Origin of the sequence: Pseudomonas thivervalensis (genome assembly GCF_001269655.1) — a bacterium.
Lineage (GTDB): Bacteria > Pseudomonadota > Gammaproteobacteria > Pseudomonadales > Pseudomonadaceae > Aquipseudomonas > Aquipseudomonas thivervalensis.
Genome location: NZ_LHVE01000013.1, coordinates 202709 through 218606, shown reverse-complemented (window position 1 = coordinate 218606; position 15898 = coordinate 202709). Strand labels below are relative to the sequence as shown.

Sequence of the window (15898 nt, the reverse complement as noted above, 5' to 3'; positions counted from 1 at the left end):
TGCTCGCGAAAGCGGTGTGCCAGCCAATACAGGGTTAACTGACAGATCGCCTTCGCGAGCAGGCTCGCTCCCACAGGGAAGGAATCGCAAAAAAATTGCGGAAAACTGGCAACACCGTCATGTCGTTCTAATACTAAGGTCGTCTGGAACCTGGCCTTGAGCCGCATAGAGTAGAGTCGTTCCAATTAAATCTGTGCTGCGAGGATAAAAACAATGAACGACAGCATTTACCTCTCGATTCAAAACAGCCCGCGCTTCAAGGAGCTGGTGAGAAGAAGGGAAAAGTTCGCCTGGATTCTCTCGGCGATCATGCTTGGGCTGTATTCCGGCTTCATTCTTCTGATCGCCTACGGGCCACACATTCTCGGGGCCAAAATGACTCCCGATTCCACCATCACCTGGGGTATTCCCATCGGCGTCGGCCTGATTCTCTCAGCCTTCGTCCTGACTGGCATTTACGTGCGACGCGCCAACGGCGAATTCGACGACCTGAACAATGCGATTCTCAAGGAGGCTCAGCAATGATCCGGCGTCTACTGGCTCTTTTGAGCATCGCAGCGTTTGCACCGGGCGCCTGGGCAGCTGATGCCCTGACCGGTGCCGTGCAGAAACAACCCCTCAACGTCGCAGCAATCCTGATGTTCGTGGCCTTCGTCGGCGCGACTTTATATATCACCTACTGGGCGTCGAAGAAAAACAACTCGGCGGCCGACTACTATGCGGCTGGCGGCAAGATCACCGGTTTCCAGAACGGCCTGGCAATCGCGGGCGACTACATGTCGGCGGCGTCCTTCCTGGGGATTTCCGCACTGGTGTTCACCTCTGGCTACGATGGCTTGATCTACTCCATCGGCTTCCTGGTGGGCTGGCCGATCATCCTGTTCCTGATCGCCGAACGCCTGCGTAACCTGGGTAAGTACACCTTTGCCGACGTGGCGTCCTATCGCCTCGGGCAAACCCAGATTCGCAGTCTGTCCGCCTGCGGCTCGCTGGTGGTGGTGGCGTTCTACCTGATCGCGCAGATGGTCGGTGCCGGCAAGCTGATCCAGCTGCTGTTCGGCCTGGACTACCACGTCGCGGTGATCCTGGTCGGTATCCTGATGTGCCTCTACGTGTTGTTCGGCGGCATGCTGGCCACCACTTGGGTACAGATCATCAAGGCGGTGTTGTTGCTGTCGGGTGCTTCGTTCATGGCCCTGATGGTCATGAAGCACGTCAACTTCGACTTCAACATGCTGTTCGCCGAAGCGGTCAAGGTTCACCCTAAAGGCGAGGCGATCATGAGCCCTGGCGGCCTGGTGAAGGATCCGATCTCGGCCTTCTCCCTCGGCCTGGCGCTGATGTTCGGTACTGCTGGCCTGCCGCACATCCTGATGCGCTTCTTCACCGTGAGCGACGCCAAGGAAGCGCGCAAGAGCGTGCTGTACGCCACTGGCTTCATCGGCTACTTCTACATCCTGACCTTCATCATCGGCTTCGGCGCGATCCTGCTGGTCAGCACCAACCCGGCCTTCAAGGACGCGGCAGGTGCCTTGCTGGGCGGCAACAACATGGCGGCGGTGCACCTGTCCAACGCTGTGGGCGGTAGCATCTTCCTGGGCTTCATCTCGGCGGTGGCGTTCGCGACCATCCTGGCAGTAGTAGCAGGCCTGACCCTGGCCGGTGCCTCGGCGGTGTCCCATGACCTGTATGCCAGCGTGATCAAGAAAGGCAAGGCCAACGAGAAGGATGAGATTCGCGTCTCGAAAATCACCACCATCTGTCTGGCAGTGCTGGCGATCGGCCTGGGCATCCTGTTCGAGAAGCAGAACATCGCGTTCATGGTGGGCCTGGCGTTCTCCATCGCGGCGAGCTGCAACTTCCCGGTCCTGCTGCTTTCGATGTACTGGAAGAAGCTGACCACCCGTGGTGCCATGGTCGGCGGCTGGCTGGGCCTGGTCAGTGCCGTAGGCCTGATGATCCTCGGCCCGACCATCTGGGTGCAGATCATGGGGCACGAGAAGGCGATCTTCCCGTACGAATACCCAGCGCTGTTCTCGATGGCCATTGCGTTCGTCGGCATCTGGTTCTTCTCCATCACCGACAAGTCGGCTGAAGGCGTCAACGAGCGGGCGCTGTTCTTCCCGCAATTCGTGCGTTCGCAGACGGGTCTGGGGGCGAGTGGGGCGGTTAATCACTGATTCGGTAAGTTGTAAGTGCAGTGATTGAAGAAATACCCCGGTCGAGAGGCCGGGGTATTTTTTTGTGCCGGGTTTATGAGTCGCAGGCCTGCCGCTATCGCGAGCAAGCTCGCTCCCACAGGGGATCTCCAGTGAACACAAGCTCGGATTCACAACAGAGGCCAACTGTGGGAGCGAGCTTGCTCGCGATGGCGGCGGGTCTGTCACTGCAGCGTCTGGATCAGATAAAAAGAACCCCAAACAAAACAGCCCCTGCTCTTATATAAGAAGCAGGGGCTGTTCCGGTGCAGCTTGGGACCTAGCGCAAGGCAGGTCTTACTTGCGGTCTTCCAGCTGGGTAATGTCACGCGACTCGTAGCCGGTGTACAACTGGCGCGGGCGGCCGATCTTGTACGGGCTGGAGAGCATTTCCTTCCAGTGGGAGATCCAGCCCACGGTCCGCGCCAGGGCGAAGATCACGGTGAACATGCTGGTTGGAATGCCGATCGCCTTGAGGATGATCCCCGAGTAGAAGTCGACGTTCGGGTACAGCGAGCGCTCGATGAAGTACGGGTCGGTCAGGGCGATCTCTTCCAGGCGCATGGCCAGTTCGAGTTGCGGATCGTTCTTGATCCCCAGTTCCTTGAGCACTTCGTCGCAGGTCTGCTTCATCACGGTGGCGCGCGGGTCGCGGTTCTTGTAGACCCGGTGACCGAAGCCCATCAGCTTGAACGGATCGTTCTTGTCCTTGGCCTTGGCGATGAACTTGTCGATGTTCGAGACATCGCCGATTTCATCGAGCATGGTCAATACCGCTTCGTTCGCACCGCCGTGGGCAGGGCCCCAGAGTGCGGCGATGCCGGCGGCGATACAGGCGAACGGGTTGGCACCCGACGAACCGGCCAGGCGCACGGTGGACGTGGAGGCGTTCTGCTCGTGGTCGGCATGGAGGATGAAGATCCGGTCCATGGCCTTGGCGAGCACCGGGCTGATCGGTTTGATCTCGCACGGGGTGTTGAACATCATATGCAGGAAGTTCTCTGCATACGTCAGGTCGTTGCGCGGGTACATCATGGGCTGGCCCATGGAGTACTTGTAGACCATGGCTGCCAGGGTCGGCATCTTCGCCACCAGGCGGATCGCGGAGATTTCGCGATGCTGGGGGTTATTGATGTCCAGGGAGTCGTGGTAGAAGGCCGAAAGGGCGCCGACAACGCCGCACATGACGGCCATCGGGTGGGCATCGCGACGGAAGCCGTTGAAGAAGGTCTTCAACTGCTCGTGAACCATGGTGTGGTTCTTCACGGTGCTGACGAACTGGGCCTTTTGCTCTGCGGTTGGCAGCTCGCCATTGAGCAGCAGGTAGCAGGTTTCCAGGTAGTCCGATTTTTCAGCCAGTTGCTCGATCGGGTAGCCGCGGTGCAACAGGATGCCGTTGTCGCCGTCGATGTAGGTGATTTTCGACTCGCACGAGGCGGTCGACATGAAACCTGGGTCAAAGGTGAAACGGCCCGTGGCCGTCAGGCCCCGTACGTCGATTACATCGGGACCAACGGTGCCGGTTAAAATGGGCAGCTCGACGGGGGCTGCGCCCTCGATGATCAACTGCGCTTTTTTGTCAGCCATGTGGCCTCCTATTAATGCTTGGAATCATCAGACAGACCCCCCACGCAGGGCCCGCACCACTATAGTGAGATAAATCCGAATGTCAATTTGCCTAAAGTCTTGCTCCAGAAGGCTTTAACCGGACTTTTTCCGCGAAATTGCCTGCCGTTTACGCCTTTTGCGCCATATGTGCAATGCGCTATTAGGGGAAGGTGAACGCGTTGTCATTAGTAGCCTAACTGTCTATACTCGGCCACCGACCGCCAGGGGCTTTTGGGCCTGCTTTCTTGGGGGTCGTCACTCCCTGGGTGGTGAGTACCTGACCAGTGCGCGCCCCAACAACTTTGCCCTGATTGTTAGGGGCTCTTCAGTGTGAAAAAAAAGCCGTGAAAAGCCAACGACCTGTAAACCTAGACCTAAGGACCATCAAACTCCCAGTCACTGCTTACACGTCCATTCTTCACCGTATTTCCGGTGTCATCCTCTTCGTCAGCCTGGCCATCATGCTTTATGCATTGGACAAGTCGCTCGATTCGGAAGAAGGCTTCGGTCAGGTGAAAGCGTGTCTGACCAGTCCGCTAGCCAAGCTAGTGATTTGGGGCATCCTGTCCGCCTTGCTGTATCACTTGGTTGCCGGTGTGCGCCACTTGATCATGGACATGGGCATCGGTGAGACGCTGGAAGGCGGCAAGCTGGGCTCGAAAATCATTATCGCCGTGTCTGCGGTGCTGATCGTTCTGGCAGGAGTCTGGATATGGTAACCAACGTCACGAACCTTTCGCGTTCGGGCCTTTATGACTGGATGGCCCAGCGTGTGTCTGCGGTCGTTCTCGCGGCTTACTTCATTTTCCTGATCGGATATGTCGTGGCAAACCCTGGCATTGGCTACGCCCAATGGCATGAACTGTTCGCAAACAACTGGATGCGTATCTTCAGTCTGCTGGCACTTGTCGCACTGGGCGCTCACGCCTGGGTCGGCATGTGGACCATCGCGACCGACTACCTGACGCAAATGGCGTTCGGCAAGTCGGCGACTGCCGTACGTTTCCTTTTCCAGGCGGTATGCGGCGTTGCGATGTTCGCTTACTTCGTCTGGGGTGTGCAGATTCTCTGGGGTATCTGATCCATGGCTAACATTCCAACGATTTCTTTCGACGCCATCATCATTGGTGGTGGCGGTGCCGGCATGCGCGCAGCGCTGCAGCTGGCACAGGGCGGTCACAAGACTGCCGTGATCACCAAGGTTTTCCCGACGCGTTCGCACACCGTTTCCGCCCAGGGTGGCATCACCTGCGCCATCGCTTCGGCCGACCCGAACGACGACTGGCGCTGGCACATGTACGATACCGTCAAGGGTTCCGACTACATCGGTGACCAGGACGCTATCGAATACATGTGTCAGGAAGGCCCGGCCGCGGTGTTCGAGCTGGACCACATGGGCATGCCGTTCTCGCGTACCGAGCAAGGTCGTATCTACCAGCGTCCGTTCGGTGGCCAGTCCAAGGACTACGGCAAGGGCGGCCAGGCTGCGCGTACTTGCGCGGCGTCCGACCGTACCGGTCACGCACTGCTGCATACCCTGTACCAGGGCAACCTGAAAGCCGGCACCACGTTCCTGAACGAGTACTACGCCGTTGACCTGGTGAAGAACCAGGACGGCGCCTTCGTCGGTGTGATCGCGATCTGCATCGAAACCGGCGAAACCACCTACATCCGCGCCAAGGCCACCGTACTGGCGACCGGCGGTGCAGGCCGTATCTACGCATCCACCACCAATGCCCTGATCAACACCGGTGACGGCGTCGGCATGGCCCTGCGTGCTGGCGTGCCGGTACAAGACATCGAAATGTGGCAGTTCCACCCGACCGGCATCGCCGGCGCCGGTGTACTGGTAACCGAAGGTTGCCGTGGTGAAGGTGGTTACCTGATCAACAAGCACGGCGAGCGTTTCATGGAACGTTATGCGCCGAACGCCAAGGACCTTGCCGGTCGTGACGTCGTGGCCCGTTCGATGGTTAAAGAGATCATCGCCGGCAACGGCTGTGGCCCGAATGGCGACCACGTGATGCTCAAGCTCGATCACCTGGGCGAGGAAGTGCTGCACAGCCGCCTGCCAGGTATCTGCGAACTGTCCAAGACCTTCGCGCACGTCGACCCAGTCGTCGCGCCGGTTCCAGTGGTTCCAACCTGCCACTATATGATGGGCGGCGTTGCCACCAACATTCACGGCCAGGCGATCACCCAGAACGGCGAAGGCGTCGACGAAATCATCCCTGGCCTGTTCGCAGTGGGTGAAGTGGCCTGCGTATCGGTCCACGGTGCCAACCGCCTGGGCGGCAACTCGCTGCTCGACCTGGTGGTCTTCGGTCGCGCTGCCGGCCTGCACCTGGAAAAAGCGCTGTCCGACGGCATCGAATATGACGATGCCACCGACGCCAACATCGAAGCCGCCCTGGCGCGTCTGTCCGCTCTGAACGAGCGTACCGAAGGCGAAGACGTGGCAACCCTGCGTCGCGAGTTGCAAAACTGCATGCAGAACTACTTCGGTGTGTTCCGTACCGGCGAATACATGCAGAAGGGTATTGCCCAGCTGGCGCAATTGCGTGAACGAATCGCCAACGTGAAGATCAACGATAAGTCGCAGGCGTTCAACACTGCCCGTATCGAAGCGCTGGAGTTGCAGAACCTGCTGGAAGTGGCCGAAGCCACCGCCATCGCCGCAGAAGTGCGTAAAGAGTCCCGTGGTGCCCACGCCCGCGAAGACTTCGAAGACCGTGACGACGAAAACTGGCTGTGCCACACCTTGTACTTCCCGGGTGAAAAACGCGTCGCCAAGCGTGCCGTGAACTTCTCGCCGAAGACTGTTCCGACTTTCGAACCAAAAGTCCGGACTTATTAAGGGTGACCGCTATGTTGCAAGTCAGTGTTTATCGCTACAACCCTGATCAGGACGCTGCGCCGTTCATGCAGGACTTCCAGGTCGACACCGGTGGTAAAGACCTGATGGTGCTGGACGTGCTGGCCCTGATCAAAGAGCAGGACGAGGGTTTCTCCTATCGTCGCTCTTGCCGCGAGGGCGTTTGCGGCTCCGACGGCATGAACATCAACGGCAAGAACGGCCTGGCCTGCATCACGCCGCTGTCGGCCGTGGTCAAGGGCAACAAGCTGGTGGTGCGTCCATTGCCAGGTTTGCCGGTTATCCGTGACCTGGTCGTCGATATGAGCATCTTCTACAAGCAATACGAGAAGGTGAAGCCATTCCTGCAGAACGACACGCCGGCTCCGGCCATCGAGCGTCTGCAGTCTCCGGAAGAGCGTGAAAAACTCGACGGTCTGTACGAGTGCATCCTGTGCGCTTGCTGCTCGACCTCGTGCCCGTCCTTCTGGTGGAACCCGGACAAGTTCCTGGGCCCGGCCGCCCTGCTGCAAGCGTACCGCTTCCTGGCAGACAGCCGTGACACCAAGACGTCCGAGCGTCTGGCTTCGCTGGATGACCCGTTCAGCGTATTCCGCTGCCGCGGGATCATGAACTGCGTCAACGTCTGTCCGAAAGGCCTGAACCCGACTAAGGCCATCGGTCACATTCGTAACATGCTGCTGCAAAGCGGCGTGTGATTCAGCTGCTGTACCCGTAGGACCGTTGTACCCGTAAAGGCCAGGGCGCGGGCTTCAACCCGCGTCATGGCTATAACCAGAACAGCCGCTCACAAAGCGGCGGTTCTTATTTTGAAGAAATGAGACAAGCAGGGGCATCCGGGCTGGTACCCGGACTATCAGCGTGATCCTAAGTGGCTTGTTTTAGTCGCTGCACTCGGACTTCTGCAAGTTTGCTCGGTGTTTTCGCCGGTGGTGTTCCCCTAATCGAGGGTGACCAAGCATGCAAGAAAGCGTGATGCAGCGCATGTGGAACAGTGCCCACCTCTCCGGTGGTAACGCTGCCTATGTGGAAGAGCTCTACGAGCTCTACCTGCACGACCCTAACGCTGTGCCAGAAGAATGGCGCACCTACTTTCAGAAGTTGCCCGCTGACGGTAACTCTGCCACCGATGTTTCGCACTCGACGATTCGCGACCATTTCGTGCTGCTGGCAAAGAACCAGCGCCGCGCTCAACCGGTGTCTGCCGGCAGCGTGAGCTCCGAGCACGAGAAGAAGCAAGTTGAAGTACTGCGACTGATCCAGGCCTACCGGATGCGTGGCCACCAGGCAGCCCAGCTTGACCCGCTGGGGCTGTGGCAGCGTCCTGCACCTGCAGACCTGTCGATCACTCACTACGGCTTGACCAATGCCGACCTTGATACGACCTTCCGTGCCGGCGACCTGTTCATCGGCAAAGAGGAAGCGAGCCTACGCGAAATTCACGAAGCGTTGCAGCAGACATATTGCCGCACCATCGGCGCTGAATTTACGCACATCACCGATTCCGAGCAGCGCCAGTGGTTCCAGCAGCGTCTGGAAAGCGTTCGTGGCCGTCCGACGTACTCCGCCGACATCAAGAGCCACTTGCTCGAGCGCGTCACCGCCGGTGAAGGCCTGGAAAAATACCTGGGTACCAAATACCCGGGCACCAAGCGTTTCGGCCTGGAAGGCGGCGAAAGCCTGATTCCGATGCTCGACGAGCTGATCCAGCGTTCCGGTTCCTATGGCACCAAGGAAGTTGTCATCGGCATGGCCCACCGTGGCCGTCTGAACGTACTGGTCAACACCTTCGGCAAGAACCCGCGCGAGCTGTTCGACGAGTTCGAAGGCAAGAAGAAGGTCGAGCTGGGCTCCGGTGACGTGAAATACCACCAGGGCTTCTCGTCCAACGTGATGACCACCGGTGGCGAAGTCCACCTGGCCATGGCCTTCAACCCGTCCCACCTGGAAATCGTTTCCCCGGTGGTCGAGGGTTCGGTCCGTGCCCGCCAGGATCGTCGCAACGATCCGACCGGCGAGAAGGTGTTGCCGATCTCCATCCACGGTGACGCGGCATTCGCCGGTCAAGGCGTGGTCATGGAAACCTTCCAGATGTCGCAGACCCGCGGTTTCAAGACCGGCGGTACCGTGCACATCGTGATCAACAACCAGGTCGGTTTCACCATCAGCAACCCGCTGGACTCGCGTTCCACCGAGTACGCAACCGACGTTGCGAAAATGATCCAGGCGCCGATTCTCCATGTGAATGGCGATGACCCGGAAGCGGTGCTGTTCGTGACCCAGATGGCCATCGACTACCGCATGCAGTACAAGCGCGACGTGGTGATCGACCTGGTCTGCTACCGCCGTCGTGGCCACAACGAGGCCGACGAGCCAAGTGGCACCCAGCCGCTGATGTATCAGCAGATCGCCAAGCAGCGCACCACCCGTGAGCTGTATGCCGAGCGCCTGACCCAGGGCGGTGTTCTGGATGCCGCCCGCGTCCAGGAAAAAGTCGATGAATATCGCAATGCCCTGGATAACGGCCTGCACGTTGTAAAAAGCCTGGTCAAGGAACCGAACAAAGAGCTGTTCGTGGACTGGCGTCCGTATCTGGGCCACGCCTGGACCGCTCGTCACGACACGCGTTTCGACCTCAAGACCTTGCAGGAACTGTCCGCCAAGCTGCTGGAAATCCCGGAAGGCTTCGTGGTCCAGCGCCAGGTTGCGAAGATCTACGAAGACCGGCAGAAGATGCAAGCCGGCGGCCTGCCGATCAACTGGGGTTACGCCGAAACCATGGCGTACGCGACCCTGGCGTTCGAAGGTCACCCGATTCGCATCACCGGCCAGGACGTAGGTCGCGGCACTTTCTCGCACCGCCACGCGGCGCTGCACAACCAGAAAGACGCCAGCACTCACATCCCGCTGCAACACCTGTACAAGGGCCAGCCACGTTTCGACCTGTACGATTCGCTGCTGTCCGAAGAAGCCGTCCTGGCGTTCGAATATGGCTATTCCACCACCGAGCCTAATGCGCTGGTGATCTGGGAAGCCCAGTTCGGCGACTTCGCCAACGGTGCCCAGGTGGTTGTCGACCAGTTCATCACCAGCGGCGAGCACAAGTGGGGCCGTCTCTGCGGTCTGACCATGCTGTTGCCACACGGTTATGAAGGGCAGGGGCCGGAGCACTCGTCGGCACGTCTGGAACGCTACCTGCAGCTGTGCGCCGAGCACAACGTCCAGGTTTGCGTACCGACGACTCCGGCGCAGATCTACCACCTGCTGCGTCGTCAGGTCATCCGTCCGCTGCGCAAGCCGCTGATCGTGCTGACACCGAAGTCGCTGCTGCGTCACAAACTGGCGATTTCCACGCTCGAAGACCTGGCCGAAGGCTCGTTCCAGACCGTCATTTCGGAAATCGATACCCTGGACGCGGCGAAGGTGACTCGCCTGGTCCTGTGCAGCGGCAAGGTCTACTACGACCTGCTGGAAAAACGTCGTGCCGAAGGCCGCGAAGACATCGCCATCGTGCGTATCGAGCAGCTTTACCCGTTCCCGGAAGAGGACCTGATGGAGGCCATCGCGCCTTACACCAACCTCACCCATGTGGTGTGGTGTCAGGAAGAACCGATGAACCAAGGCGCGTGGTACAGCAGCCAGCATCACCTGCGTCGCAGCATCGGCAACCATAACAAGGCCCTGGGCCTGGAATATGCCGGCCGTGATGCTTCCGCTGCACCTGCGTGTGGTTATGCGTCGATGCACGCCGAGCAGCAGGAAAAACTGCTGCAAGATGCCTTCACTGTTTAACGCCTTCGCGCTGACTGAAACCGAATTTTAAGGACCCACAGATAATGGCTATCGAAATCAAAGCCCCGTCATTCCCGGAATCGGTTGCCGATGGCACCGTTGCCACCTGGCACAAGAAACCAGGCGAGGCCGTCAAGCGTGACGACCTGATCGTCGACATCGAGACCGACAAGGTCGTGCTGGAAGTATTGGCCGAAGCTGACGGCGTACTGGGCGCAATTATTGCCGAGGAAGGCGCTACCGTTCTGTCGAACCAGGTCCTGGGCTCGATCGAAGAGGGTGGCGCTGCTGCCGCGGCTCCAGCCGCCGCTGCTGCACCGGCTGCCGCTCAGGCCGCTGCGCCTGCTGCTTCGGGCGAAGACGATCCAGTCGCTGCCCCTGCTGCTCGCAAGCTGGCTGAAGAGAACGGTATCAACATCGCTTCCGTTGCCGGCACCGGCAAGGGCGGTCGTGTGACCAAGGAAGACGTGGTAGCCGCCGTTGCCGCCAAGAAAGCCGCTCCAGCCGCCGCGCCAGCCAAGCCTGCCGCACCTGCCGCTGCCGCTCCGGTGTTCGCAGCCGGTGACCGCGTTGAAAAACGCGTTCCGATGACCCGCGTTCGCGCCACCGTGGCCAAGCGCCTGGTCGAAGCACAGTCGAACATGGCGATGCTGACTACTTTCAACGAAGTCGACATGACCGAAGTCATGGCCCTGCGTTCGAAGTACAAGGATCTGTTCGAGAAGTCCCACAATGGCGTACGCCTGGGCTTCATGTCGTTCTTCGTCAAGGCTGCCACCGAAGCGCTGAAACGCTTCCCGGCCGTCAACGCGTCGATCGACGGTTCCGACATCGTCTACCACGGCTACGCCGACATCGGTGTTGCTGTTTCCAGCGACCGTGGCCTGGTGGTTCCGGTCCTGCGTAACGCCGAACTGATGAGCCTGGCCGAAATCGAAGGCGGCATCGCCACCTTCGGCAAGAAGGCCCGTGACGGCAAGCTGTCCATCGAAGAGATGACCGGCGGTACGTTCACCATCACCAACGGTGGTACATTCGGTTCGATGATGTCGACCCCGATCGTCAACCCGCCGCAAGCGGCTATCCTGGGCATGCACAACATCCTGCAGCGTCCGATGGCGGTCAACGGTCAGGTCGTGATTCGTCCGATGATGTACCTGGCGCTGTCCTACGATCACCGCCTGATCGACGGCAAAGAAGCCGTGACGTTCCTGGTCACCATCAAGAACCTGCTTGAAGATCCGGCTCGTCTGCTGCTGGATATCTGATTTTCGCCGCGAGGGCCGGTCTGTCGACCGGCCTCTTGCTGAAACAACCGGTTTCGTCCCTCGACGGTCATCACAAGTGATCGTCCGGTTTGATTCGAAAAGGAATGACTCATGACTCAGAAATTCGACGTGGTAGTGATTGGTGCGGGCCCTGGCGGCTACGTAGCGGCCATCAAGGCTGCGCAACTGGGCCTTACCACTGCCTGCATCGAGAAATACACCGACAAGGAAGGCAAACAGGCCTTGGGCGGTACTTGCCTGAACGTCGGTTGCATTCCTTCCAAGGCGCTGCTGGACAGCTCCTGGAAATACAAGGAAGCGAAAGAAAGCTTCAACGTCCACGGTATCTCCACCGGTGAAGTGAAGATGGACGTCGCCGCGATGGTTGGCCGCAAGGCTGGCATCGTCAAGAACCTGACCAGCGGTGTCGCCACCCTGTTCAAGGCCAACGGCGTGACCTCCATCGAAGGCCACGGCAAGTTGCTGCTGGGCAAGAAAGTCGAAGTCACCAAGCCAGACGGCTCGGTGGAAGTGATCGAAGCCGAAAACGTCATCCTGGCACCTGGCTCGCGTCCAATCGACATTCCACCGGCTCCGGTCGACCAGAACGTGATCGTCGACTCCACCGGCGCCCTGGAATTCCAGACCGTGCCAAAACGCCTGGGCGTGATCGGCGCCGGTGTGATCGGCCTCGAGCTGGGTTCGGTATGGTCGCGCCTGGGCGCTGAAGTGACCGTGCTCGAAGCCCTCGATACCTTCCTGATGGCCGCTGACACCGCGGTATCCAAGGAAGCGCTGAAAACCCTGACCAAACAGGGCCTGGACATCAAGCTGGGCGCTCGCGTGACCGGTTCGAAGGTCAACGGCGAAGAAGTCGTGGTGACCTACACCGACGCCAAGGGCGAACAGACCATCACCTTCGACAAGCTGATCGTTGCGGTCGGCCGTCGTCCGGTGACCACCGACCTGCTGGCTGCCGACAGCGGCGTGGAAATCGACGAGCGTGGTTTCATCGCGGTCGATGACCATTGCGCTACCGCCGTACCGGGCGTATTCGCCATCGGTGACGTGGTTCGCGGCATGATGCTGGCCCACAAGGCATCCGAAGAAGGCATCATGGTCGTCGAGCGCATCAAGGGCCACAAGGCCCAGATGAACTACGACCTGATCCCATCGGTTATCTACACCCACCCGGAAATCGCATGGGTTGGCAAGACCGAGCAGGCCTTGAAAGCCGAAGGCGTTGAAGTTAACGTCGGCACCTTCCCGTTCGCAGCCTCCGGCCGTGCCATGGCAGCCAACGATACCGGTGGTTTCGTGAAAGTCATCGCCGATGCCAAGACGGATCGCGTATTGGGCGTTCACGTCATCGGCCCAAGCGCTGCCGAGCTGGTACAGCAAGGCGCGATCGGCATGGAATTCGGCACCAGCGCCGAGGATCTGGGCATGATGGTCTTCTCCCATCCGACCCTGTCCGAAGCCTTGCACGAAGCGGCCCTGGCCGTAAATGGCGGCGCCATCCACGTGGCCAACCGCAAGAAGCGTTAATAGACAATAAGAAACCACGGCGGTATGGCCCGTCGTGAGCCTTGCGAGCAAGACTCACCGCGGAATATCCGCTGGACGCAGCCTTGCGTGGCGGCACCGGTTCACCGGAACGCTACGCAAGCAGCAGTCACAGGTGGTGCGGCACCACAACGGTGCAGCACCGAATGCGCAGTACCTAACGAAGACGGTAATAAGCATGAATCTTCACGAGTATCAGGGTAAGCAGCTGTTCGCTGAGTACGGCCTGCCAGTATCCACCGGCTACGCGGTAGACACCCCGGAAGCGGCAGCAGAAGCTTGCGACAAAATCGGCGGCAGCGAATGGGTTGTCAAAGCCCAGGTTCACGCCGGTGGTCGCGGTAAAGCGGGCGGCGTCAAGCTGGTTCGCAGCAAAGAAGACGCCAAAGCCTTCGCACAGCAGTGGCTGGGCAAGCGTCTGGTGACTTACCAGACTGACGCCAACGGTCAGCCAGTCACCAAGATCCTGGTTGAATCGTGCACTGATATCGCTAAAGAGCTGTACCTGGGCGCAGTCGTTGACCGTTCGAGCCGCCGCATCGTGTTCATGGCTTCCACCGAAGGTGGCGTGGACATCGAGAAAATCGCTCACGATACCCCTGAGAAAATCCTCAAGGCCACCATCGACCCACTGGTTGGCGCACAGCCATTCCAGGGTCGCGAGCTGGCATTCCAGCTGGGCCTGGAAGGCAAGCAGGTCACTCAGTTCGCCAAGATCTTCGTAGGTCTGGCCAAGCTGTTCCAGGACCACGACCTGGCACTGCTGGAAGTGAACCCGCTGGTGATCAAGGCCGACGGCGACCTGCACTGCCTCGATGCCAAGATCAACATCGACGCCAACGCCATGTACCGTCAGCCTAAGCTGAAGACTTTCCACGATCCGTCGCAAGACGATCCGCGCGAAGCGCACGCTGCCAAGTTCGAACTGAACTACGTAGCCCTGGAAGGCAACATCGGCTGCATGGTCAACGGTGCCGGCCTGGCCATGGGTACCATGGACATCGTCAACCTGCATGGCGGCAAGCCAGCCAACTTCCTCGACGTGGGCGGCGGTGCTACCAAGGAACGCGTTACCGAAGCGTTCAAGATCATCCTGTCCGACACCAACGTCGCTGCAGTACTGGTCAACATCTTCGGCGGCATCGTTCGCTGCGACATGATTGCCGAAGGCATCATCGGCGCCGTGAAAGAAGTCGGCGTGAAAATCCCGGTTGTTGTTCGCCTCGAAGGCAACAACGCTGAGCTGGGCGCTAAAGTACTGGCAGAAAGCGGTTTGAACATCATCGCTGCTACCAGCCTGACCGACGCTGCTCAACAAGTCGTTAAAGCTGCGGAGGGCAAATAATGAGCGTCCTGATCAATAAAGACACCAAGGTTATCTGCCAGGGTATTACCGGTTCGCAAGGTAGTTTCCACACCCAGCAAGCCCTGGAATACGGCACCAAGATGGTTGGCGGCGTAACGCCAGGCAAAGGCGGCACCGAGCACCTGGGCCTGCCCGTGTTCAACACCGTCAAGGACGCTGTAGCCGCCACTGGCGCCACCGCCAGCGTGATCTACGTTCCAGCACCTTTCTGCAAGGACTCCATCCTTGAAGCAGCGTTCGGCGGTATCAAGCTGATCGTCTGCATCACCGAAGGCATCCCGACCATCGACATGCTGGAAGCCAAGGTCAAGTGCGACGAGCTGGGTATCACCCTGATCGGTCCTAACTGCCCAGGCGTGATCACTCCAGGCGAATGCAAGATCGGCATCATGCCAGGTCACATTCACTTGCCAGGCAAGGTCGGTATCGTTTCCCGTTCCGGCACCCTGACCTACGAAGCTGTGAAGCAGACCACTGACGCCGGTTTCGGTCAGTCGACTTGCGTCGGCATCGGCGGTGACCCGATCCCAGGCTCGAACTTCATCGACATCCTGAAGCTGTTCCAGGAAGACCCGAAGACCGAAGCGATCGTCATGATCGGTGAGATCGGCGGTTCGGCTGAAGAAGAAGCGGCTGCCTACATCAAGGCAAACGTGACCAAGCCGGTTGTTTCCTACATCGCAGGTGTGACTGCTCCTCCGGGCAAGCGCATGGGCCATGCTGGCGCAATCATCTCTGGCGGCAAAGGCACTGCAGACGAGAAATTCGCTGCGCTGCAAGACGCAGGCGTGAAAACCGTGCGTTCGCTGGCAGACATCGGCAAGGCCCTGGCCGAGCTGACTGGCTGGGAAATGAAGAAGTAAGCTTCGGCTGACCTTTTCGTTCCAGCACAAAGGCCACCTTCGGGTGGCCTTTGTCGTTTCTGGCTGACTGTACGCCCGCTCTACCTGGGGAATGTAGGGCGGCTGTTGTGACGAGGGAGCTTGCTCCCGCTCGGTGTAGGAGCTGTCGAGTGCAACGAGGCTGCGATCTTTCCACTGACAATTGAGTCCCAAGCGAAAGATCAAAATCAAAAGATCGCAGCCTTCGGCAGCTCCTACACGCAGCCCAGCGGGAGCAAGCTCCCTCGCCACAAGGGCATGAGTGAATTTCATTGTGGGAGCGAGCTTGCTCGCGATGACGGAATTACAGTCGCCAACCATTTACATGCAAAAACGCGACACGT

General features: G+C 59.3%; 12 protein-coding genes. 11 read left to right on the top strand and 1 reads right to left on the bottom strand.

The features are described 5' to 3' along the window. The first annotated feature begins 213 nt into the window (after positions 1 to 213). A complete protein-coding gene (locus AD659_RS18895) occupies positions 214 to 525 on the top strand; it encodes a DUF485 domain-containing protein (protein ID WP_053123973.1) in 312 nt (103 codons plus the stop codon). Further along, positions 522 to 2180, top strand: a complete 1659-nt coding sequence (locus AD659_RS18890; protein ID WP_053123971.1) for a cation acetate symporter — start codon at positions 522 to 524, stop codon at positions 2178 to 2180. The genes AD659_RS18895 and AD659_RS18890 overlap by 4 nt, the downstream gene beginning before the upstream one ends. A 315-nt stretch (positions 2181 to 2495) precedes the next feature. On the opposite strand, the gene gltA is transcribed toward AD659_RS18890, so the two are convergent. Beyond that, positions 2496 to 3785: a citrate synthase gene (gltA, locus tag AD659_RS18885; RefSeq protein WP_003204440.1), complete on the bottom strand. Its 1290-nt coding sequence runs from the start codon at positions 3783 to 3785 to the stop codon at positions 2496 to 2498. Between the two features lie 365 nt (positions 3786 to 4150). Between gltA and sdhC the strand changes: the two genes are divergently transcribed. The 9 genes from sdhC (at position 4151) to sucD (ending at position 15536) form a co-directional block, all read left to right on the top strand. Continuing rightward, positions 4151 to 4525 carry a succinate dehydrogenase, cytochrome b556 subunit gene (gene sdhC / locus AD659_RS18880; protein ID WP_003179220.1) on the top strand — a complete coding sequence of 125 codons (375 nt, stop codon included), beginning with the start codon at positions 4151 to 4153 and terminating at the stop codon, positions 4523 to 4525. Beyond that, a complete protein-coding gene (gene sdhD / locus AD659_RS18875) occupies positions 4519 to 4887 on the top strand; it encodes a succinate dehydrogenase, hydrophobic membrane anchor protein (RefSeq protein ID WP_030138327.1) in 369 nt (122 codons plus the stop codon). Before sdhC ends, sdhD begins: the two co-directional genes overlap by 7 nt. 3 nt (positions 4888 to 4890) lie before the next feature. Next, entirely contained in the window at positions 4891 to 6663 is a 1773-nt protein-coding gene (gene sdhA / locus AD659_RS18870) for a succinate dehydrogenase flavoprotein subunit (protein WP_053123969.1), read from the top strand. 11 nt (positions 6664 to 6674) lie between these two features. Further along, positions 6675 to 7379: a succinate dehydrogenase iron-sulfur subunit gene (locus AD659_RS18865; protein WP_053123967.1), complete on the top strand. Its 705-nt coding sequence runs from the start codon at positions 6675 to 6677 to the stop codon at positions 7377 to 7379. A 262-nt stretch (positions 7380 to 7641) separates the two neighbouring features. Further along, complete coding sequence (locus tag AD659_RS18860) at positions 7642 to 10473, top strand: 2-oxoglutarate dehydrogenase E1 component (RefSeq protein ID WP_053123965.1); 2832 nt, start codon at positions 7642 to 7644, stop codon at positions 10471 to 10473. Between the two features lie 44 nt (positions 10474 to 10517). Then, positions 10518 to 11741, top strand: a complete 1224-nt coding sequence (odhB, locus tag AD659_RS18855) for a 2-oxoglutarate dehydrogenase complex dihydrolipoyllysine-residue succinyltransferase (protein ID WP_053123963.1) — start codon at positions 10518 to 10520, stop codon at positions 11739 to 11741. 111 nt (positions 11742 to 11852) lie between these two features. After that, entirely contained in the window at positions 11853 to 13289 is a 1437-nt protein-coding gene (lpdA, locus tag AD659_RS18850) for a dihydrolipoyl dehydrogenase (RefSeq protein ID WP_053123961.1), read from the top strand. A gap of 196 nt (positions 13290 to 13485) precedes the next feature. Next, positions 13486 to 14652 carry an ADP-forming succinate--CoA ligase subunit beta gene (gene sucC, locus AD659_RS18845; RefSeq protein ID WP_003179235.1) on the top strand — a complete coding sequence of 389 codons (1167 nt, stop codon included), beginning with the start codon at positions 13486 to 13488 and terminating at the stop codon, positions 14650 to 14652. Beyond that, a complete protein-coding gene (gene sucD / locus AD659_RS18840; protein WP_014339581.1) occupies positions 14652 to 15536 on the top strand; it encodes a succinate--CoA ligase subunit alpha in 885 nt (294 codons plus the stop codon). The genes sucC and sucD overlap by 1 nt, the downstream gene beginning before the upstream one ends. The last annotated feature ends 362 nt before the right edge of the window (positions 15537 to 15898 follow it).